The sequence below is a fragment of the Muriicola sp. Z0-33 genome (genome assembly GCF_026126425.1).
GTDB lineage: Bacteria > Bacteroidota > Bacteroidia > Flavobacteriales > Flavobacteriaceae > JAFMPW01.
The window spans coordinates 86,551-106,529 of the sequence record NZ_JAFMPW010000010.1; the positions used below are offsets into that span (position 1 = coordinate 86,551).

The following is a 19,979-nucleotide window of genomic DNA, read 5'->3' on the forward strand; positions in this document are numbered from 1 at the left end:
GTAAATGTCATCGCATTGCAAATTGTTTGGACTGCTCAAGGATTTGGAGCAAAAAGTTTATGCTTAACCTTCATTCTTTTTGATCTGCTCCTGTATGCTTTGATCCATTTTTACTTTGTATTCCTCCAAACGCTTAATATTTAATTTTGCTTTTTCAATCTCCTCCTCATCCTCCAGTCTTTTTATTTTCTCTTTAAACGCTTCAATCTTTTTATTAATCTGGACCAGGTGATCTTTCTTTTTTTCAATTTCTTCAGACTTAATGGCTTCTGCAAATATGAGCTCTTCAGGAGACTTTACTTTCTCAATAGTTTTTTCAACCTGAGCTTTAGGAATAAACTTTTGCTGATCTACCCTTTTCTGATACATAAAGGAAGGGGATACTATTTCAATCTTAGCTCCATGCAGTTCATCCAGCACATTAGCATTCAACAGGGAAGTAGTACTGAGATATTTACTACTATCTTCCAAAAATCCGTGTACCTTATACACCACGGAATAATCACCCAGATGAGTGATATAGACATAGGGATTATTAAGGCCTGTTGCTTTAGCTGCCTTCAACAGGCAATCTTCAATGCTAGTTCTGGAAACATCATAACCCAAAGAAACACTGGTACTGATTATTGTATTGCTTTTTTTGTTAAGAATAACAGGATGTGTTGCCACAAACAGGTTGGGTACAGTGACAAAATTACTGTCTTCTAATTGTATCTCAGTATGAAAAAAACGCTTATTGGTAACCCTTCCATGTAAGTCCCCTATTTTAATTAAATCACCATTCCTGAATCGTTTAATAGAGTTATTCATAACCCCGGCAATGAGGTTGCCGAGTACTGTTGTAGAACTCAAAGCTATGGCTGCACTAAGTAAAACTGCGAGAAATTTTACAATTTCCATTTGCTTTTCATCTGCTATCTCAAGGCTAAAAATAAATGCGAACATCCCTATGAAGATGATTGCAATTGCAACCAAAATCTTAAAAGTTTTCTTGGTCTGTGGCAGAAATTGTGATCTATTAAAAAGCCACCTATTCAATAGCAAGAACAAAACAATAGCTAAAATGATAGCCAGAGGAATCAATAAATTCCCAAGGAATTCAAGTAATTTATCAGAGATATCTGTAATCGATTTTTTTTCCTCCAAAACAAATAGCATACTACCGGCTATATAAATTTCTTCGATTTTTAAATGGGCCATACCAATAGTGTTAATGTAATTCTAGAAGTGATCGAAATAAATTAATTCCTGGCTATTCAACATCCCCATTAGCCCCTAAATCATCATTTTTATTGATGATCTGCGTCCAGCCTGCATTCTCAGAACTCATCAGGCTTTCAACATTACTGACAAACTGATTAAAAGAGGCAGCTGAACCATCATAGGGCTGGGTTTTGGTTTGAAATAGTAATTTTTCACGTTTTAAAGACTCCCCGGTCATCCGGTAGGTGGCCCATTTTTCCTGAAATTTGTAGAGGGCAGAAATGCCGGTTAAAGTGGCAGTGAAAACTCCTAAAACGGCAATAATATACTTTGGCCAGTTGAAATCATCATCGCTCAGACCGGCTAAAAATGGAATAAGGGCCGCAAATACAATAATTGAGGCATTGGACCATAGATAGTATTTCTTGTTTATTGCACTTTTTCTTTCATACCATTTTATTTGGTCTTCAACGCGTTCGGTAATATACTGTTCTTCTGTCATTGGTTTATGGCTTGGTCTTTGTTGAATATTCTACAGCTTGGTTTTAGCTGTTACATCCCTTCAAGATAGTTAGAATATTCTGATTTCTATAACATTAAAATCAATTTATAATATTAAATTAAAGGCTCTAATACTTCTGGCATGAAAAATAATTTTATAAAGAAAGTCTATCTATTATTATGTTTTTTGTTATTCGCAGGACATGTACCCCTAAGTCATGGCCAGTCAGTTAACCAAACCCCGCCAAAACTGGTAGTGGGCATTGTAGTGGATCAAATGAGCTATGAACAACTCTATAAGTACAAAGACAAACTTTCCAATGGCGGATTTGTTCGGTTGATGCGTGATGGCTTTAATTATAAAAACACACAATATAATTACATCCCTACGGTTACAGCCGCAGGCCATTCTTCTATTTATACGGGTACTACTCCAGCCACCCATGGTATAATTGGCAATAGCTGGTTTCAGCGTGAAGAAAATAATGGGATGGGAAATGTAGACGATCCCAATGAACATATTATTGGCGCTGCACAGGAGAATAATACGGGTTTATCACCCAAAAACCTGCTATCTACCACCATTTCTGATCAGCTAAGACTAGCCACTAATTTTCGGTCTAAGGTAATCAGTGTATCACTCAAAGACCGGGGTGCCATTTTACCGGGCGGGCATCTTGCAAATGCGGCGTATTGGCACGACTGGAAGAAAAGTCCGGGGTATTTTGTCAGCAGCTCATACTATATGAATGATGTTCCGGATTGGGTAAAGCAGTTTAATAAACAGGAGAAATCCAATGCCTATCTGGATACTACCTGGAATACGCTTTTACCAATAGAAAGCTACGTGGAAAGTGCGGCAGATGATAATAGTTTTGAGCGCACGCTTGGAGGCAAGACTGCGCCTACTTTCCCCTATGAATTTAAGAAGATGAGGGAAAGATACCGTTCCCTGAATGCGGAGTACCAACTCATCTGGGCATCGCCCTTCGGCAATACTTTACTGACAGAATTTGCGCTGGCAGCTCTTGAGAATGAAGCCCTGGGAGTAGATGAACATACAGACATGCTCAACATAAGTTATTCTGTTCCCGATGCTGTAGGGCATGCTTTAGGACCACAATCTGTTGAAATTCAAGATATTTACCTACGGTTAGACCGGGATATTGAAAGTTTATTAAATAAACTAGATGAAAAATTAGGTGATAAATATCTCCTTTTTCTGACCTCAGATCACGGGGCCATCCCAACAGCATCTTACCTGAATGCCAATAAAATCCCTACAGGAATAGCTCCTATTCCCAAGTACAGAGATACATTGGCCAATTATTTAATTAAGAAACATGGCCGGCAAAACTGGATTCAGCATTTCGACTATGAACATGTGTATCTGAACAGGGACATTATCAGGGATCGAAAATTAAATTTAGCCGAAGTGCAACAAGATGTTGCCAGCTTTCTGTCTGGCCTAAAATGGATCAGGGTTGCACTGTCTGCAAACGATCTACAAACTAAAATTTATTACGACGGACTCCATAAAAAACTTCAGAATGGCTTTCACCCAAAAAGATCGGGAGATATTCTCTTGAGTTTTGAACCAGGTATTATTATGAATGCTGATCCGGATATTGCGGTATCCGAGATAAAAGGAACAACTCACGGCTCTGGCTACGCTTATGACAGCCATGTACCCCTACTCTGGTATGGTAAAAACATTCCAAACGGGTCATCTGTCCGCAAGGTATCTGTTATAGATATTGCCCCCAGCCTGGCTATGTTCCTCAATGTTCAGTTACCCAGCGGATGCAGTGGCGTACCACTAGAAGAACTCTTCAGGTAATATTTAGAAATGCCGTATAACAAACGGTTCAGGAGTGCAGTTAAAACAGCTATTGAAAAGGTGGCAGAATTCCTGATATTTATTAGGGTTCAAAAATTATTTTGTCCGTGCCTTATTTAGTATTCTGGCCTTGTATTTTGAATCATCGGCCAGAACTGCGAAAAATTCCTCGATAAAATCCCGGGCAGCTTTAAATTCCTTAGGATTATCGAAACTTGTCTCCAGGCCGTCTATGATTTCAAAGAATTGAGGTTTTTTACTTAAAAATTGCTTTCTAACTTCTTGGTAAAGACTTGGATTTCGTCTAAACCCCCTGTATAGTCTTTGTGTAACGCTGGTAATCGACAGTGTTTCATTTTGTACCTGAGAAACTACAGAATAGCTCGCATTCACCAATCCGGACATATCAAAATCGTATGGCACTGGCATGGTTTTCTTATCTTCTGTAAATATTAATTTTTCATTGTGCTGGTAGGCCACGGAAAAATCTGTATTTCCAATCATGTACTGGAAAAAATCGTTTTGAAGCGAACAGATATTGTCCTGTTCCAGCGGATGTACCGCTCTTTTAAGTTCTTTCCCATTATGCCGCTCAGCAACCAGGTCTATATCTTCAATTAGTATCCCCTTTAATTTGTGATTTTTGGATTTATTGCGGCGTAATTCGGTAAAATCTATAGCCACCCTCCTGGTTTTGTAATGATAAGGCGAAATGATTTCATAAAGCTTATAGGCCATAAACTCCTTTAAAACATTGTCGTTATTATCGGATTGTATCAAACAAGGCAAGACTAATTTTAATTTCTTATTGCCTTCGAAAAGGGTACCTGCTCTTGCAGATTTCTTGATTCTTATTTTAACAGGTGGGAAATAACAATTTTCCCTCCTGTTATTGCCCCGGGCCCTCAGTTTTACAGCCAGGGTGTCCCAGGAGCCATCTGTCATCTGGTATACCAATTCAGATTTAAGATAGGTACTGTCATTGGTCTCATTCCTCATTTCTTTGTTGGAATATACCAGTTTTATCGGCAACACTTCCTCGGAACTGAATAGCCTGGTTACCACATTATTAGTGGCAACTTCGTCTGTTTGCTGCCCATAAATTGTAGTGGCTAATAATAGCAGTGGTGCAAGGAAAACTATTATAACTTGCTTAATCACAATATTGTGTTTAGATTTAACTACCATAATTTAACAAATTTTCAGCTATTAAACGATATTTATCCATACTAAATCACCGTACTGCGATTGTGCTAATTGTATCTGTGCTCGCTACTTATCTGGCATATACCTATGACATAAATTATCAATTAGACCTTACCTTACTAAGTATTGCGATGGTCTTTCCTCTGGTTTTTTCTATCAGGGGTTCTTTCCGAAGAAGGGAAAAGGCCCTGCAACATCTGAGTAAATTCAGGAGCGCCCTAAAAACGGTGAATTATTTGATAATTAGCAACTTAAATGTTACAGAGGAAAGTAAAACTGAAATGGGTAATATCCTGGTAGAAATCAGTGAAGAGATGATGGTGCATTTACGCGCCAAGCATGACAACACCAAAGATCTGGATGAAATAATCAATAAGGTGCATCAGTTTATTCTGGCGCAGGGAGAAACCCTCTCACGGGGAGTAAGAGACAAGGTGTTCAGGTTTATGAAGGATCTGCACGAATCTGTAGAAAACCTGCATGCAATAAATACCCATAGAACACCTATTAGTCTTAAAGCCTACTGCAAGATTTTTATTTATATTTTTCCCGTTATCTATGCCCCTTCAATTATCAGTACAATTGGCCCCGAAGTAAATCCTTCCATTACATATTTCGTGGTCATATTAACAGAGTTCATTCTCATTTCCCTTTTCAATATTCAGGATCAGCTAGAGTACCCCTTTGATGATGATATTGATGACATAAAAATAGACACTTTTAAGATAAATCGCTAAAGACTTACCACCGCCATAGCCATTGATAATTGCAGGTTTTAAGGCAGTTATAATGCCCCTTACGTTAATTTTTCAGTTTTTATTAGTACTTCCTTAAATTGTATTGAATTATACTGAACCCCAATGAAAAGACTTTGTTATATTTGCCATCCATATTGAGAAATACCCGGGTGCTGGAACTGGTAGACAGGCATGGTTGAGGGCCATGTGTCCTTTAGGGCGTGTGGGTTCGATTCCCATCCCGGGTACAAAAGCCTCTTATTTTTTAAAATAAGGGGCTTTTAATTTGTCTTATATTTATTTTTACATTCAAGATGCTATTATGGGTAAAAAAGTAGTCGTCATCGGAGGTGGTATTGTAGGACTGAGCTGTGCATACTATCTTCAAAAAGATGGTCACCAGGTAACGGTAATTGATAAATCGGATATGAAGGCAGGTGCTTCATATGTAAATGCCGGTTACCTCACCCCGAGCCATATTATTCCCCTTGCTTCTCCTGGAATGATGGCCAAAGGAATTAAATGGATGTTCAATAGCAGTAGTCCGTTCTATATGAAACCCAGAATGGACATGGATTTTATTAAATGGGCATGGCATTTCAATACCTCATCGACTAAAAAAAATGTGGAGAGAGCTATACCGCTAATTAAAGACATCAATCTTCTTAGTAAAGATCTTTACACCCAATGGCATCAGTCTGGTGAACTTGGGGATTTTCAATTAGAAAAGAAAGGGCTGCTGATGTTGTATAAAAATCCAAAAGAGGGCCAACATGAGCGCGAGGTCATGATAAGGGCAATAGACGAAGGCCTGGAAGCAAGGCAACTCAGCCTGGAAGAATTGTCTCATCTGCAACCCAATTTGAACAGAGAAATACAGGGAGCCATTCATTATCAGTGCGATGCCCATACTTCACCCGGGGAGATAATGGAAAGACTAATAGAATATCTTAAAGAAAAGGGAGTAACTATAAAATCTGGTACCGAAGTCATGAATTTCAACTTTGAAGGAGATGTGTTACAAGGCGTAATTACATCGGACAACACCTTTACCGCCGATGAAGTGGTCCTTGCCTCTGGTTCCTGGACACAAAATCTTTCTAAAAAATTAGGTTTAAATATAAGTGTTCAACCCGGCAAAGGATATCGTATAAATGTACACAGGCCTACCCCTGTTACCCTACCCGCAGTTTTGATGGAGGCAAAAGTAGCTGTTACTCCAATGAGGGGATTTACCCGTTTTGCAGGCACTATGGAACTATCTGGGATAAATCATAAAATACGACAGGAAAGAGTAAGGGCCATTGCAAAGGCCGCTGCTAATTATTACAATGGTCTTACCATTAACAATGAGGAAATATCTCAGGCACGTTGTGGTTTAAGACCAGTCTCTCCAGACGGATTACCTTATATTGGCAGAACTTCAAAATGGAATAACCTCAGCATTGCAACCGGACATGCAATGATGGGTTGGAGCCTTGGGCCAGCCACCGGCAAATTAATTGCGGAAATCATCTCTCAAAGACCCACTTCAATGGCCCTGGACGGATTTAACCCTGAACGTAGGTTCTAGATACCCTATTTGCTCAAAGAGGCTTATAATCGCCAATAAAATCTTAATTTTTCGGTAGAATCGGGGAGAGCTCGAAATATTTTGTAGATTTGTTTAACTTTTTATCTCTAAAAATGAACAATATTAAGAAATCTTTTAGCATTAGGGATCTGGAAAACCTCTCTGGTATTAAGGCACATACCATACGAATCTGGGAAAAGCGATATAACCTGCTTTCTCCCGAACGTACTTCAACAAATATCAGGACCTATAGCCTGGCAAGTCTGCAAAAATTGCTGAATATTACGCTGTTATACAATAATGGTTATAAAATTTCTAAAATAGCAGCAATTCCCAAGGACGAAATTCCGGTGGTTGTCAAAGGGGTGATATCCAAAAATGACAATGAGAACCACGCTCTGAACGCCTTGAAGATGGCAATGATCAATTTTGATCAGTCCTTATTTCAGAAAACCTACAACCAACTTTTAAAAAAGCGCCCTTTCCGATCTATTTTTTGGGATGTTTTTATGCCCTTTCTCAATGAGATCGGCTTATTATGGCAAACAGACACTATTAGTCCGTCTCACGAACATTTTATTACCAACCAGATCAAGCAAAAGATATACAGTAGTTCGGAAAAACTTCAAGCTATAGAACCCGTTAAAAAAGATAAAGTTTTTGTGCTTTTTCTTCCCGATAATGAAATTCATGAAATAGGGTTATTATTTGTGAACTATGAAATTCTTCTCAAGGGTTACAAAACAATTTATCTGGGACAATCTATGCCCATGGAAAATTTAATCGATCTTAAAAATAATTTCAAGAATATCCATTTCTTATCCTATTTTACGGTGGTTCCCACCAAAGATCGCCTGGCAAAATATATAAGCATTTTTAATGAGAAAATAGCAAATGGTACCGGCGCCAAGCTATGGATACTGGGACAGCAGATTAAACACCTTAATCCAGACAATTTACCTTCAAATATTAAGACTTTTGAATCAATAGAAGCCCTGTCTAAGGAATTATAGCATATTAAAGACCATGAATGGAATTAATAAAATAGCGATTATAGGTTCCGGATTTTCGGCATTATCAGCTTCCTGCTATCTGGCAAAACAGGGATATGAAGTAGTGATGCTGGAGAAAAACAACACCGTTGGTGGCAGGGCCAGGCAGTTAATTAAATCTGGCTATACCTTTGACATTGGTCCCAGCTGGTATTGGATGCCAGATATCTTTGATCGTTTTTTTAATGATTTCGGCAAAAAAACATCAGACTATTATGTTCTGGATAAATTGAATCCCGCCTATAAAATTTTCTTCTCTGATGAGGAAATGACTATCGGCGATTGCATGGAAAAAATCAGTGTGGAATTTGAACGCATTGAAAAAGGCAGCGCCTCGGCATTACAAAAGTTTATCACCAAGGCACAAAGAAACTACCAAGTGGCCATGGAGGAGATAGTGTATCGGCCCGGAGTATCCCCATTAGAGCTGGTGACAAAAGATACAATAAAGAGCCTCGACCAGTTTTTTAGCACAATTAAAAAAGAAGTGCGGAAACAATTTAAAAATCCTAAACTTATCGCTACCCTAGAATTTCCGGTACTCTTTCTTGGGGCTAAACCTGGAGACACCCCTGCATTTTACAGTTTTATGAACTATGCAGATTTTGGTCTGGGTACCTGGCATCCCAGGGGCGGAATGTATCAAATTGTTAGGGCAATGAAAAGCCTTGCTGAAGAACTGGGGGTGAACATCAGAACAAATGCTAATGTTGACAAAATTGTTGTTGAAGAAGGAAGTGCCAAAGGAGTTGTCGTAAATGGCGAAAATATCCATGCTGATCTTGTGCTTAGCGGGGCAGACTATCATCATTCCGAAAGCCTGTTGGAAGCTTCCCAAAGACAATACTCCCAAAGTTATTGGCAAAAGAAAACCTTCGCTCCTTCCTCTTTGCTTTTTTACCTTGGTTTTAATAAGCGTTTAAAAAATGTAGAGCATCACAATTTGTTTTTTGATACTGATTTTGAATTACATGCTTCACAGATTTATGACCATCCAGAATGGCCATCCAAACCATTATTCTATGCAAATTTCCCATCAATTACGGATAAAAGTATGGCCCCTGAAGGAGGAGAAACCGGTTTTTTCCTTGTGCCAATCGCGCCGGGATTGGAAGATACCCCGGAACTCAGGAAACAATATCTGGATATCGTGCTGGAGAGATTTCAGTTGCTGACCAAACAAAATGTTATTGAAAATATCGTTTTTAAAGAATCTTTCTGTGTGAACGATTTTAAGGAACAGTACAATTCATATAAGGGCAATGCGTATGGAATGGCAAATACCTTGTCCCAAACTGCATTTTTAAGGCCGCGATTAAAGAGCAAAAAAGTTAAAAATTTATATTTTACAGGACAATTAACCGTCCCTGGTCCGGGAGTGCCTCCGGCTTTGATATCAGGTAAAATTGTTTCGGATTTGATTGTAAAGCATACTAAACCCCAATTCTAATATGAAATCGATATTCGATAATGTTTCATATGATTGCAGTAAGCTGGTGACGGAGTCTTACAGTACGTCCTTTAGCCTGGCCACTAAAATGTTATCGACCCGTATAAGAAAGGACATATATAACATTTACGGATTTGTGCGTTTTGCTGATGAGATAGTAGATTCTTTTCATGATTATGCTAAAGAGGACCTTTTAAATAGGTTTGAAAACGATTTGGAAACTGCTTTAGATCAGAAAATTAGCCTTAATCCTATTTTAAATTCCTTTCAACATACCTACCATAATTACAACATACCTCATGACCTTGTAAGTGCTTTTATGAAGAGTATGCGAATGGACCTCAATAAAAAAGTTTATGGTTCAGAACAGGAATTCAGAGAGTACATTTACGGATCTGCCGATGTTGTAGGCCTTATGTGTCTTAAAGTATTTGTAAATGGCGATCAACATCAATATGAAGAATTAAAATCATCTGCGATGGCACTGGGCTCTGCTTTTCAGAAGGTAAATTTTCTAAGAGACCTTAAAGCCGATTACGAAGGGTTAAACCGCTCATATTTCCCGAATACAAATCTCCTGGAGCTGGATGAAGCCGCTAAAAACAGGATAGTTGAGGAGATCAAAAGCGATTTCAGTAAGGGCTATGAGGGTATAGTACTTTTACCAAATGAGGCTAAATTTGGCGTATACACAGCGTACAAGTACTATTATAAATTACTGCAGAAACTACAGAAGACCCCCTCTCAGGAAATTAAAAATGCCAGGATAAGAGTTTCTAACTATCAAAAATTTGGATTATTGGCAAAATCATATGTAAATTATAAACTCAAATTGGTATAAGATGCAGTTAGCAATTGGAATATTGATCTTCTTGGCTACATTTTGCTTTATGGAATTTATGGCATGGTTTACCCATAAATATATTATGCACGGATTTTTATGGAGCCTGCACAGGGATCATCATAAAAAAGATCACGATTCCTGGTTTGAGCGCAACGATGCTTTTTTTATTTTCTATGCAGTGGTAAGCATATGTTGCTTTTACCTCGGCGCCAATACCAGCTTTTGGTATGGATGGCCACTAGGACTTGGAATACTAGCCTATGGAATAGCTTATTTTATGGTTCATGACATCTTTATTCATCAGCGTTTCAAACTATTCAGAAATGCTAATAATTGGTATGCCAAAGGTGTCCGCAGGGCGCATAAAATTCATCATAAGCATCTGGGAAAAAGGGATGGTGAATGTTTTGGAATGCTGTTTGTCCCTTTCAAGTACTTCAAAAGATAATTCTAATCCCCGGCAATCAGTTGGTCTAAAAGGGAATAAACCGTATCATTATTCCAATCGGAAATAGCAGTTTGGTGAACAGCAATAAAACCGTTTTTATCAAGGATATAAGTTCCCGGAGGCTCTAAGATTTCTATTGGACTGGGATCTCCCACAACCAAATAGGTCAAAGGAAATGTATAGCCTTTCCTGGACATTAATTCCTCTGGGAGTTCTCTTTCCTGATCCGTAATTATATAAAACCTGACTTTGCCCTTATACCGGTCATAGAGCTTTTGAATCCCTTTCAATTGAGCCCTTGATGGCAGGTGCCATGAAGCCCAAAAGTTGATAAAAACTACCTCTCCACTGGCTTCCTCAAAACTAAAAAAATCCCATTCTGCATTCTTGAGTCTCCAATTGTAATCTGATATTTTACCCCTATTCTCGGGACTAATTACTGTAGGGGTAGTAGCGAAGACTTCATTTAACATCTCCTTACTGTATTCCCCTATAGGGGTTACAAAAAAGGAAAGGACAAAAATAATCAGGAGTACATTGAGAACAGTCTTTCTACTGACTTTCATTTAGAGGTATTTCTTCAAAACTATAAAACTCCCGATGATTTTCGAGAGTTTTATATCTTAAATTGTTCACAGCTATCAGATAACGTTTTCTTCTTTAATGACATTGAGAGCTGAACCTTTTTGAAACCATTCTATCTGAGATTGATTATAAGTATGATTGGCCATTATAATGTCTTTGGATCCATCCGCATGAACCGCTTCTATGGTTAAAGGCTTAGCCGGAGCAAAATCATTAATATCTGTAAAGTTGAAGGTGTCATCTTCCTGGATTAAATCATAATCCGATTCATTGGCAAAGGTGAGGCCCAACATGCCTTGTTTCTTGAGGTTGGTTTCATGAATACGAGCAAATGATTTAACCAGAACAGCTGCAACCCCTAAATGTCTGGGCTGCATGGCTGCATGTTCCCTGGAAGATCCTTCCCCATAATTGTGATCCCCTACTACTAAAGTTTTTACGCCTTCAGCTTTATAGGCTCTTTGCGTATCTGGAACTCCCCCGTATTCACCGGTCAATTGGTTTTTAACAAAATTGGTCTTTTTATTATAGGCATTGACTGCCCCAATTAAAGTGTTGTTAGCTATATTATCTAAATGCCCGCGATATCTCAGCCAGGGCCCGGCCATGGAAATATGATCTGTTGTACATTTTCCAAAAGCCTTTATTAATAATTTCATGCCTTGTAAACTTTCCGGATGTATTGGCACAAATGGCTCTAGCAATTGAAGTCTTTCAGAATCCGGAGCAACTTTTACTTCAACACTTCTTCCATCTTCGGTAGGCGCCAGAAAACCGGCATCCTCAACTTCAAAACCTTTAGGGGGTAGTTCTATTCCCATAGGTTCATCTAGTTTTACTTCCTGCCCGTCTTCATTAATTAGTACATCGTTCATAGGGTCGAAATCTAATCTTCCCGAGAGGGCAATTGCGGCTACCATTTCAGGAGATCCCACAAATGCATGTGTATTTGGATTACCGTCGGCTCTTTTCGAAAAATTCCTGTTAAATGAATGAACTATAGTGTTCTTCTCGTCTCCTTTGAGATCACTCCTGTCCCACTGGCCAATACAAGGTCCGCATGCATTGGTGAAAATAGTGGCTCCCAAATCCTCAAATGTTTTTAGAAGTCCGTCACGCTCTGCAGTAAACCTTATTTGTTCTGATCCGGGATTGATACCAAAATCTGATTTTGGCTTAATTTTTTTGTCCACTGCCTGTTGGGCTATGGAAGCGGCTCTGGTTAAATCTTCGTATGAAGAATTGGTACAGGAACCTATTAATCCCCAGTCCACATTGATGGGCCAATCATTGGATTTTGCCTTAGGTCCTAACTCACCAACAGGGGTAGCAAGGTCTGGGGTAAAGGGGCCATTTAAATGTGGTCTCAAAGTGTCGAGATCTATTTCAATAAGCTGATCAAAATATTTTTCGGGATTGGCGTATACCTCAGGATCAGCTGTAAGATGGGGAGCAACTTCATTAGCTGCGTCCGCAACACCATTCCTATCTGTCGCCCTAAGATAACGTTCCATTGAATCGTCATAACCAAAGGTAGAGGTTGTCGCTCCTATCTCCGCCCCCATATTGCAGATGGTACCTTTCCCTGTGCACGACAGATTTTTTGCCCCATCTCCAAAATATTCTACTATTGCACCTGTACCTCCTTTTACAGTAAGAATACCAGCAACTTTTAGAATAACGTCTTTGGCTGAAGTCCACCCAGAGATTTTTCCCGTAAGTTTAACCCCGATCAATTTGGGAAATTTAAGTTCCCAGGCCATCCCGGCCATTACATCAACAGCATCTGCCCCTCCTACTCCAATCGCAAGCATTCCTAAACCTCCGGCATTTACTGTATGGCTATCCGTTCCAATCATCATTCCTCCAGGGAAAGCATAATTTTCCAAAACTACCTGATGAATAATCCCGGCTCCCGGCTTCCAGAAACCAAGGCCATATTTGTTAGATACGGATTCTAAGAAATCAAATACTTCTGCACTTGTGGTATTGGCTCTTGGTAAATCTGTTGCAGCACCGCTCTTGGCCTGTATTAAATGATCGCAATGCGTTGTTGTAGGAACTGCAACTTTAGCTTTTCCGGCCTGCATAAATTGCAACAATGCCATTTGAGCAGTAGCATCCTGTAATGCTATACGGTCTGGGGCAAAATCAACATAATCTTTGCCTCTGTTAAATGCCTTAGTTGGATTTCCTTCCCAGAGATGGGAATATAAAATCTTCTCCGAAAGTGTAAGGGGTCTTCCTACGATTTCTCGTGCTAAATCTACCCGTTTTGCAATATTGGCGTAAACGCCTTTAATCATATCTATGTCAAATGCCATTAGTGAATTTATTTTGGATTGTTGCAATTCGTCAAAATTAAGAAAATCCGGGGGGCAAACGAAATTTTTTGTCTCAGGATTAAATAATAGAAATGATACTGGAATGGCTATTTGATAACTCTGCCTACTTTTAGGTATAAAGGAAAGTTGACCTCTCTGTTCTTCCCCTTTCCCCAGGCAGATTTAATACTGCTTATTAAGTTGGGAACAGGATGCATACTGGGATGTTGAGAAATAAAGTGTTGAACACTGGACCATGAATTAAGGTAACCTTCTAATTCTTCTAAAGACCATTTGGCGGTAATGTGCATGGGCTTCTCTTCATTAATCTGTTTGTAGTTAAAGATCACACTACTATAGGCCTTGTCTACATGTTTTCTTTCAGGATTCCAGTACGGTCCTAATGTAGTGTTACAAAAGGCATCCAAATACGTGTCAATTTCCTTATTTATGCGCAGTAACCCATATCCCCATATGGCAATAATTGCACCATTCTTGGCCACCCTCTTTACCTCATTATTAAAAGCTTCCATATCAAACCAGTGCATGGCCTGGGCGACGGTAATAAGATCAAACTTGCTCTCGGTAAAACTCGTTTTTTCAGCGCGCTCAACCTTGTAATAAATGTTCTCTGCTTTTGTGGCTTCTGAAAGTTGCTCCTTACTTATGTCTGTTGCATAAACTTCATTAAAATATTTTGAAAGCACTGCTGCTACTTGTCCGTTTCCCGTAGCACAGTCCCAGCAAGTTGATTTGTCTGTTACAAATTGAAGGATTTCATCGTAGAGCTCTTTGGGGTAAGTAGGCCTGAACTTTTTATAAGTATTTGCTTGTTTGGAGAATATATCTAAAGCCTTTTTCATAAGCTAAGCTTATCAAACTACAGCAATTTGGTAATGATGTCTTCTTCAGAAATACCTTCGGCTTCGGCTTTGTAGTTCTTTATGATCCTATGTCTGAGTATCCCCATTGCCACGGCCTTTACATCTTCAATATCCGGTGAATATTTGGAATTGATAGCCGCATGTGCCTTGGCTCCCATTATTAGGTTTTGCGATGCCCTTGGCCCTGCACCCCAATCCAGATATTGCTTAACAAAATCTGGTGAAGCCTCCAGAGTAGGCCGGGTACTATTTACAAGTTTAACTGCATATTCCACCACATTATCAGGAACCGGAATCCTTCTGACTAAATGCTGAACAGTAAGGATCTCCTCTGCATTGAACAGACTATTTATTTCCGGGCTTTCATCATTAGTTGTAGTTTTTACAACCTGCACTTCCTCTTCTATCGAAGGGTATTTCAATTCTATCGCAAACATAAAACGATCTAGCTGAGCTTCTGGTAAGGGGTAGGTACCTTCCTGTTCTATTGGATTCTGTGTTGCGAGCACAAAATAAGGTAGTTCTAATTTATATTGTTTCCCCGTTATGGTCACAGCACGCTCTTGCATCGCTTCAAGCAGTGCTGCCTGAGTTTTTGGCGGGGTTCTATTAATTTCATCAGCAAGAATAATATTGGCAAATACAGGACCTTTAATGAATTTAAAATTCCTGTTTTGATCTAATACTTCGCTCCCGAGAATATCGCTGGGCATAAGGTCTGGAGTAAACTGGATACGCTTAAAATTCAATCCCAATGTCTGGGCGATAGTATTAACCATCAAAGTTTTTGCAAGACCAGGCACTCCTATTAGCAATGAATGTCCGCCGGTATAAATAGAAAGTAATATTTGTTCAATTACCTCGTCCTGCCCAACAATCACTTTTGCGATTTCCTGTTTTAGTGCAGCATGTTTTTCTACTAACTTCTTGATCGCAGCAACGTCTGACATCCAATTACTCTTTTACCCAATTGTTTGCAAAATCGCATTCTCTACTCTCACCATTGACACTGATATAGGTATCTTCAATGTGCTCATTCATCCATTTCCTAATTGCATTGAACCGTTTTTCTGTTAATGCAAGTTCCTGGATTTTCAGATAATCCTGAGCAAAATCTGCTACGTGTTCATCATAGCGATTGGTCACATTTAGAATCTTATATTTTGGTGGTCCGCCTCTTTGGTCGTTCTCCAAAATTGGGTAAGAAATTTCATTGTCTTTTAGGTTCCTCACCTGATTATAAAGGGTTGGGTCCATCTTTGTAAGCTCAAATCTGGAATCAAAATTGATTGGGTTTCTCAAAAGACCTCCATCGAACTTCGTTTCCTTCTCATCTGAGAAGTTTAAAGCAGCTTCAGCAAAAGTATATTTACCTTCTTCAATGTGTTTGCGGATGGTATCTAACTCTTGTTTGGCAGCTTGCATAGCCGATTCCGGAATTTCAGGTATAAGAACAATATGGCGTACATCCCTTTCCTGTCCCCTTATTTTCTCTACATACAGAATATGATAGCCAAAGATGGTTTCAAAAGGTTCAGAGATTTCGCCTTCCTGCAAGCTAAAAGCCGCGTCCTTAAACTCCTTTACGTAACCAGACTGCCTGGTTACACTACCTATTTTGCCTCCCTGGGATTTTGATCCCGGGTCTTTAGAATACAATATGGCCTTTACACTAAAACTAGCGTCATTGTCTTCAACATCAGCTTTTATTTCATTTAATTTATCAATGATCTTTTGCTTCTCTTCCTCAGGTACTTCGGGTTCCTTAACAATTTGTGATATTTCTAATTCTGCCCCGAATACTGGGCGTTCGTCCTCAGGAATTTTAAAAAAGAACTGTCGTACTTCCTCGGGGGTAACTTCAATTTCACTCACTATACTTTGCTGCATCTTTTCTGACAACATGCGCAACTTATTGATATTGTAAAGTTCTTCTCTAAAGTCTTCAGCATTCTCTTTCTTGTAAAATTGCAAGACCTTCTCCATGGAACCTACCTGCTGTATCAACTGTTGGATTTGCCTGTCACTGGTGGCGTTGACTTCATCGTCCGAGACCAAAATACTATCCTGAACGGCCTGGTGAGCATAAAGTCTGTCTTCCATAAGCTTCCCTAAAAGGCTGCAATGCGTAATATCTTCTGTGGCTGCACCCTGACTTTTTAGATCGATGAGTGTTTTTTCAACATCCGAATCCAATATTACATAATCTCCAACTACCGCCGAGATGCCGTCCAACTTAATTCTTGTTGTATTGGTAGTATCTTTTGAAATTGAAGTATCTGCCTCAACCAATTCCTGGGGTGGTTCTATCTGGGTATCCGGTATAGAGTCCCTTTCCTGGGCTAAAATGCCTGAAGAAATTAATAAAAAAGATAAGCAAATTAAAATTCTAGTTCTGATTTTCATACACCTCAAATTCATTTTCTTTTGTCGCTTCATCAATTATTTCAGTTTCCAGTTTCCGTATATAGTCTAACTTCCTTCTGTTTAGTAAAACCTGTCTTATGGTAGGTTCTATATAGTTCAGTGGTGCAATATCATTAACCTGTAATACGCCTAACACCTTTGCCAAATATACCCCCATTGCATCCTCCAATTCAAAAAATTGTGATTTTTTTAAGTATCTGTCCTCATTATCATAGTTCATCGGTGGAATTTCTTCTATTACACGAGATGCCGGAACCCAAAGTGAATCATTAAAATTTAACTTCTTAAACTGAACCCCAATAGAATCCAAATAGCTCCTGTCTTCCTCATTAAAACGCTTCAATCTGTCTATTACATCAGTTTTATTCATGAACTGAGTGGGTAATTGGATAAACCTCAACTTAACCAGTTTTTCCTTTAACTTGAAATTCTCTTTCTCCTTCTCATAAAAACCTTCTAGTTCTTCAGAACTTATAGTAGTATCCTCGGCTTGCTGCACAAGTGCTTCTTTATACGCCCTGGTATACAGATCTGTTCTGTAATCGGCCACAAGCTGTTCAAAATTAGCGAGCTTTTCCTCTGGTAAATTTATTTTCGCTTTTTCGAGCAGTAATTGTTTTGTCGCCCAATTGTTAATGTAATTGGTAACAAAGGAGGCACTATCCTGCTCAGATATATTATCTCCCAGTAGTTGAGAGACATCTTCTTTATATAAATAGGTGTCGCCAACCCTGGCCAAGGGTGCTTTGCCCGTATCTTGTTTCAAAAGCGAATCACAAGAGGACAAAGAGAAAAATAAGACTATCAGGGCTAAACAGCAGCTGGCGCTTTTTAACTGTCTCTTTAAAAAATTCATTGCGCAAAAATAAGAAATACAAGATGTTAGGCAAGGCATACTACAATTGATTAACACATTTTTATTACGCCAGATTTTATATATTGTTACATTAGTAAGACATTACCAACCTAGCAAAGATGAAATATACCACCGAAATTATCGTAGATGTTCCTCTGGATGAGTTTATAACAAAATTAGACAATCCGGAAAACATGAAATATTGGCAAAAAGGTCTGGTGGGTTACAAATCGCTCTCCGGGAAACAAGGTTCGGAAGGTGCCAAGATGGAGTTGCAATACAAGATGGGGAGAAGACAGCTGGTGCTGGTAGAAACCATTATAAAAAATAACTTCCCATATGAGTTTCATGCCACATATGATGCTAAAGGAGTGCATAATATTCAGAAAAACACTTTTAAAGCAATAGACGCACATAGTACTAAGTGGATTTCGGAATCCGAATTTCAATTCAGTGGCATTATGATGAAAATTATGGGTTTTATAATGCCTGGGGCCTTTAAGAAACAATCAATGGAATACCTGCAAGATTTTAAGGCATTTGCGGAAGAAGGTATCTCTGTTGCCAAAGCTTAAACTATAAAATTATTTAAATTGACTAAAAGAATTAAACTAATATGGGATTTCAGAGGTCCTGATGCCAATGCCATTGCAGAGCACCACGCCAAACATTTAAGTCAGTATGTTGCATTGGAAGCCCTGGATAAAAACATTACCGGGCATCAGCAATTCAGTGGCAATCATAGTATTGCCTATATGGTGGTAGATGAAAGTAGAATGATTCAGGTTAGGGATGATCTGCGCCCCCATAGGGGAGAACTTTATAGTGGTGAGCAATAAATTATAAACCAATTGAATTTTGAAGAAGTATTATTTTGCAATTCTGGGTTTTGGCGTTCTATTACTAGGATGTGCTGTCGAAAAAAATCTTCAGGATCCTTTGGCAATAGTGTTGTCCTCAGACCAACCTAATATAAAAAGGGTAATAGACAGTGTGGAACTATTTGATGTGCAAATACAATACACTCAGATAGACAGGAGAAATGACAGTATCATTTTAACGGATTATCACTTTCAATCTGACGATAGTAATTATTTCTACCCCGCCAGTACTGTAAAATTCCCTATAGCCGTACTTGCCCTTGAAAAATTAAATAGGATAGACACACTTAGCCGTGAAAACATCTTCTATCTTGAAGGAGACAGTTTGGAGAATTCCTTCGCCCAGGATATTTCAAAAATTTTTGCTGTAAGTGACAACCATGCAAACAATCGCCTGCTCGAGTTTTTAGGCCAGGACGCTATCAATGACGGGCTCGGGGAAAAGGGTATTAAACCGGTCAGAATTTCTCACAGGCTGGGTTACCACACAGATGATGTTACAACAAAACCTCTGGTGATATATCTCAATGATAGCACAACTACGGTGACCCAACCCATAATTAACAGGGAACCGAGACCACTTGAATTAATAAAAATAAAAAAAGGCAGGGGGTATTATGCTAATGATTCCCTGATGCTTGAACCATTTGATTTTAGTTTAAAGAATTATTATCCCGTTTCTGCCCAACATGCGGTACTCAAAAGGGTTATATTTCCAGAACTCTTTCAGGAAAAAGAGCGATTTAAATTAGCCCCATCTCAAAGAGAATTCCTATTGAACGCTATGCATACACTACCCCGGCAATTGGGATATGATACTGAAGAATATTACGATGGATATTGTAAGTTTTTCATGTATGGCGATAGCCAGGAACGCATTCCTGATACCATAAAAATTTATAACAAGGTGGGTTTTGCTTATGGCACTCTTACAGATTGTGCGTATATCGAGGATAGTGCAAATGATATAGAATTTTTACTTACTGCCACCATTTTGGTAAACAGCGACCAGATATTTAATGATGACAATTATGAATACAATGAAATAGGCATCCCTTTTCTTGCAGAACTGGGAAGGCAACTGTATGCACTTGAATTGAATAGAAAAAACAAATGACATTTAAAACCAATATACCAGCCCCCAAGATGTGGGTTACTATTCATTGAT

Annotated in this window: 19 protein-coding genes and 1 tRNA gene; 11 read left to right on the forward strand and 9 right to left on the reverse strand. The window is 38.9% G+C overall.

Annotated elements, in window-relative coordinates; translation table 11 throughout:
• Positions 1–63: 63 nt before the first annotated feature.
• Together J1G40_RS13900 and J1G40_RS13905 are read right to left on the reverse strand one after the other, a co-directional pair.
• Positions 64–1,200 (reverse strand): mechanosensitive ion channel family protein, encoded by a 1,137-nt coding sequence (locus tag J1G40_RS13900; RefSeq protein WP_265243255.1) that lies wholly within the window; start codon positions 1,198–1,200, stop codon positions 64–66.
• Between the two features lie 52 nt (positions 1,201–1,252).
• Positions 1,253–1,705, reverse strand: coding sequence for a DUF4231 domain-containing protein (locus tag J1G40_RS13905; protein WP_265243256.1), 453 nt, complete (start codon positions 1,703–1,705; stop codon positions 1,253–1,255).
• Positions 1,706–1,846: 141 nt separating this feature from the next.
• Here J1G40_RS13905 and pafA point away from each other — a divergent pair, with 141 nt between their 5' ends.
• On the forward strand, positions 1,847–3,544 hold the full coding sequence (gene pafA, locus J1G40_RS13910; protein ID WP_265243257.1) for an alkaline phosphatase PafA: 1,698 nt from the start codon (positions 1,847–1,849) through the stop codon (positions 3,542–3,544).
• 96 nt (positions 3,545–3,640) lie between these two features.
• On the opposite strand, the gene J1G40_RS13915 is transcribed toward pafA, so the two are convergent.
• Positions 3,641–4,705: a hypothetical protein gene (locus J1G40_RS13915; RefSeq protein ID WP_265243258.1), complete on the reverse strand. Its 1,065-nt coding sequence runs from the start codon at positions 4,703–4,705 to the stop codon at positions 3,641–3,643.
• 89 nt (positions 4,706–4,794) lie between these two features.
• Here J1G40_RS13915 and J1G40_RS13920 point away from each other — a divergent pair, with 89 nt between their 5' ends.
• The 7 genes from J1G40_RS13920 (at position 4,795) to J1G40_RS13950 (ending at position 10,854) form a co-directional block, all read left to right on the forward strand.
• Entirely contained in the window at positions 4,795–5,487 is a 693-nt protein-coding gene (locus J1G40_RS13920) for a bestrophin family ion channel (protein WP_265243259.1), read from the forward strand.
• A 164-nt stretch (positions 5,488–5,651) separates the two neighbouring features.
• A tRNA-Leu gene (locus tag J1G40_RS13925) sits at positions 5,652–5,735 on the forward strand.
• A 74-nt stretch (positions 5,736–5,809) separates the two neighbouring features.
• The gene (locus J1G40_RS13930; protein WP_265243260.1) at positions 5,810–7,060 is read left to right on the forward strand and encodes an NAD(P)/FAD-dependent oxidoreductase; all 1,251 of its coding nucleotides are present in this window, start codon (positions 5,810–5,812) and stop codon (positions 7,058–7,060) included.
• A 113-nt stretch (positions 7,061–7,173) separates the two neighbouring features.
• Positions 7,174–8,073, forward strand: a complete 900-nt coding sequence (locus J1G40_RS13935; RefSeq protein WP_265243261.1) for a MerR family transcriptional regulator — start codon at positions 7,174–7,176, stop codon at positions 8,071–8,073.
• Positions 8,074–8,086: 13 nt separating this feature from the next.
• Positions 8,087–9,562 (forward strand): phytoene desaturase family protein, encoded by a 1,476-nt coding sequence (locus J1G40_RS13940; protein WP_265243262.1) that lies wholly within the window; start codon positions 8,087–8,089, stop codon positions 9,560–9,562.
• Position 9,563: 1 nt separating this feature from the next.
• Positions 9,564–10,403, forward strand: a complete 840-nt coding sequence (locus J1G40_RS13945) for a phytoene/squalene synthase family protein (protein WP_265243263.1) — start codon at positions 9,564–9,566, stop codon at positions 10,401–10,403.
• Between the two features lies 1 nt (position 10,404).
• The gene (locus J1G40_RS13950; protein ID WP_265243264.1) at positions 10,405–10,854 is read left to right on the forward strand and encodes a sterol desaturase family protein; all 450 of its coding nucleotides are present in this window, start codon (positions 10,405–10,407) and stop codon (positions 10,852–10,854) included.
• 2 nt (positions 10,855–10,856) lie between these two features.
• Here the strand turns inward: J1G40_RS13950 and J1G40_RS13955 are convergent, their stop codons facing one another.
• The 6 genes from J1G40_RS13955 to J1G40_RS13980 form a co-directional block, all read right to left on the reverse strand.
• Positions 10,857–11,420: a TlpA family protein disulfide reductase gene (locus J1G40_RS13955; protein ID WP_265243265.1), complete on the reverse strand. Its 564-nt coding sequence runs from the start codon at positions 11,418–11,420 to the stop codon at positions 10,857–10,859.
• A gap of 75 nt (positions 11,421–11,495) precedes the next feature.
• Entirely contained in the window at positions 11,496–13,763 is a 2,268-nt protein-coding gene (locus J1G40_RS13960; RefSeq protein ID WP_265243266.1) for an aconitate hydratase, read from the reverse strand.
• A gap of 107 nt (positions 13,764–13,870) precedes the next feature.
• Positions 13,871–14,626, reverse strand: a complete 756-nt coding sequence (locus J1G40_RS13965; protein WP_265243267.1) for a class I SAM-dependent methyltransferase — start codon at positions 14,624–14,626, stop codon at positions 13,871–13,873.
• Positions 14,627–14,643: 17 nt separating this feature from the next.
• A complete protein-coding gene (locus J1G40_RS13970) occupies positions 14,644–15,597 on the reverse strand; it encodes an AAA family ATPase (protein ID WP_265243268.1) in 954 nt (317 codons plus the stop codon).
• Positions 15,598–15,601: 4 nt separating this feature from the next.
• Entirely contained in the window at positions 15,602–17,053 is a 1,452-nt protein-coding gene (locus J1G40_RS13975; protein ID WP_265243269.1) for a peptidylprolyl isomerase, read from the reverse strand.
• Complete coding sequence (locus J1G40_RS13980) at positions 17,037–17,930, reverse strand: peptidyl-prolyl cis-trans isomerase (protein WP_265243270.1); 894 nt, start codon at positions 17,928–17,930, stop codon at positions 17,037–17,039. Before J1G40_RS13980 ends, J1G40_RS13975 begins: the two co-directional genes overlap by 17 nt.
• Before the next feature lie 119 nt (positions 17,931–18,049).
• On the opposite strand from J1G40_RS13980, the gene J1G40_RS13985 reads away from it, so the two are divergent.
• Genes J1G40_RS13985 through J1G40_RS13995 form a run of 3 tightly spaced genes read left to right on the forward strand, consistent with a single transcriptional unit; the run spans position 18,050 to position 19,928 of the window.
• Entirely contained in the window at positions 18,050–18,505 is a 456-nt protein-coding gene (locus J1G40_RS13985; protein WP_265243271.1) for an SRPBCC family protein, read from the forward strand.
• Positions 18,506–18,523: 18 nt separating this feature from the next.
• Positions 18,524–18,769, forward strand: a complete 246-nt coding sequence (locus J1G40_RS13990) for a hypothetical protein (RefSeq protein ID WP_265243272.1) — start codon at positions 18,524–18,526, stop codon at positions 18,767–18,769.
• A gap of 19 nt (positions 18,770–18,788) precedes the next feature.
• Entirely contained in the window at positions 18,789–19,928 is a 1,140-nt protein-coding gene (locus tag J1G40_RS13995) for a class A beta-lactamase-related serine hydrolase (RefSeq protein WP_265243273.1), read from the forward strand.
• The last annotated feature ends 51 nt before the right edge of the window (positions 19,929–19,979 follow it).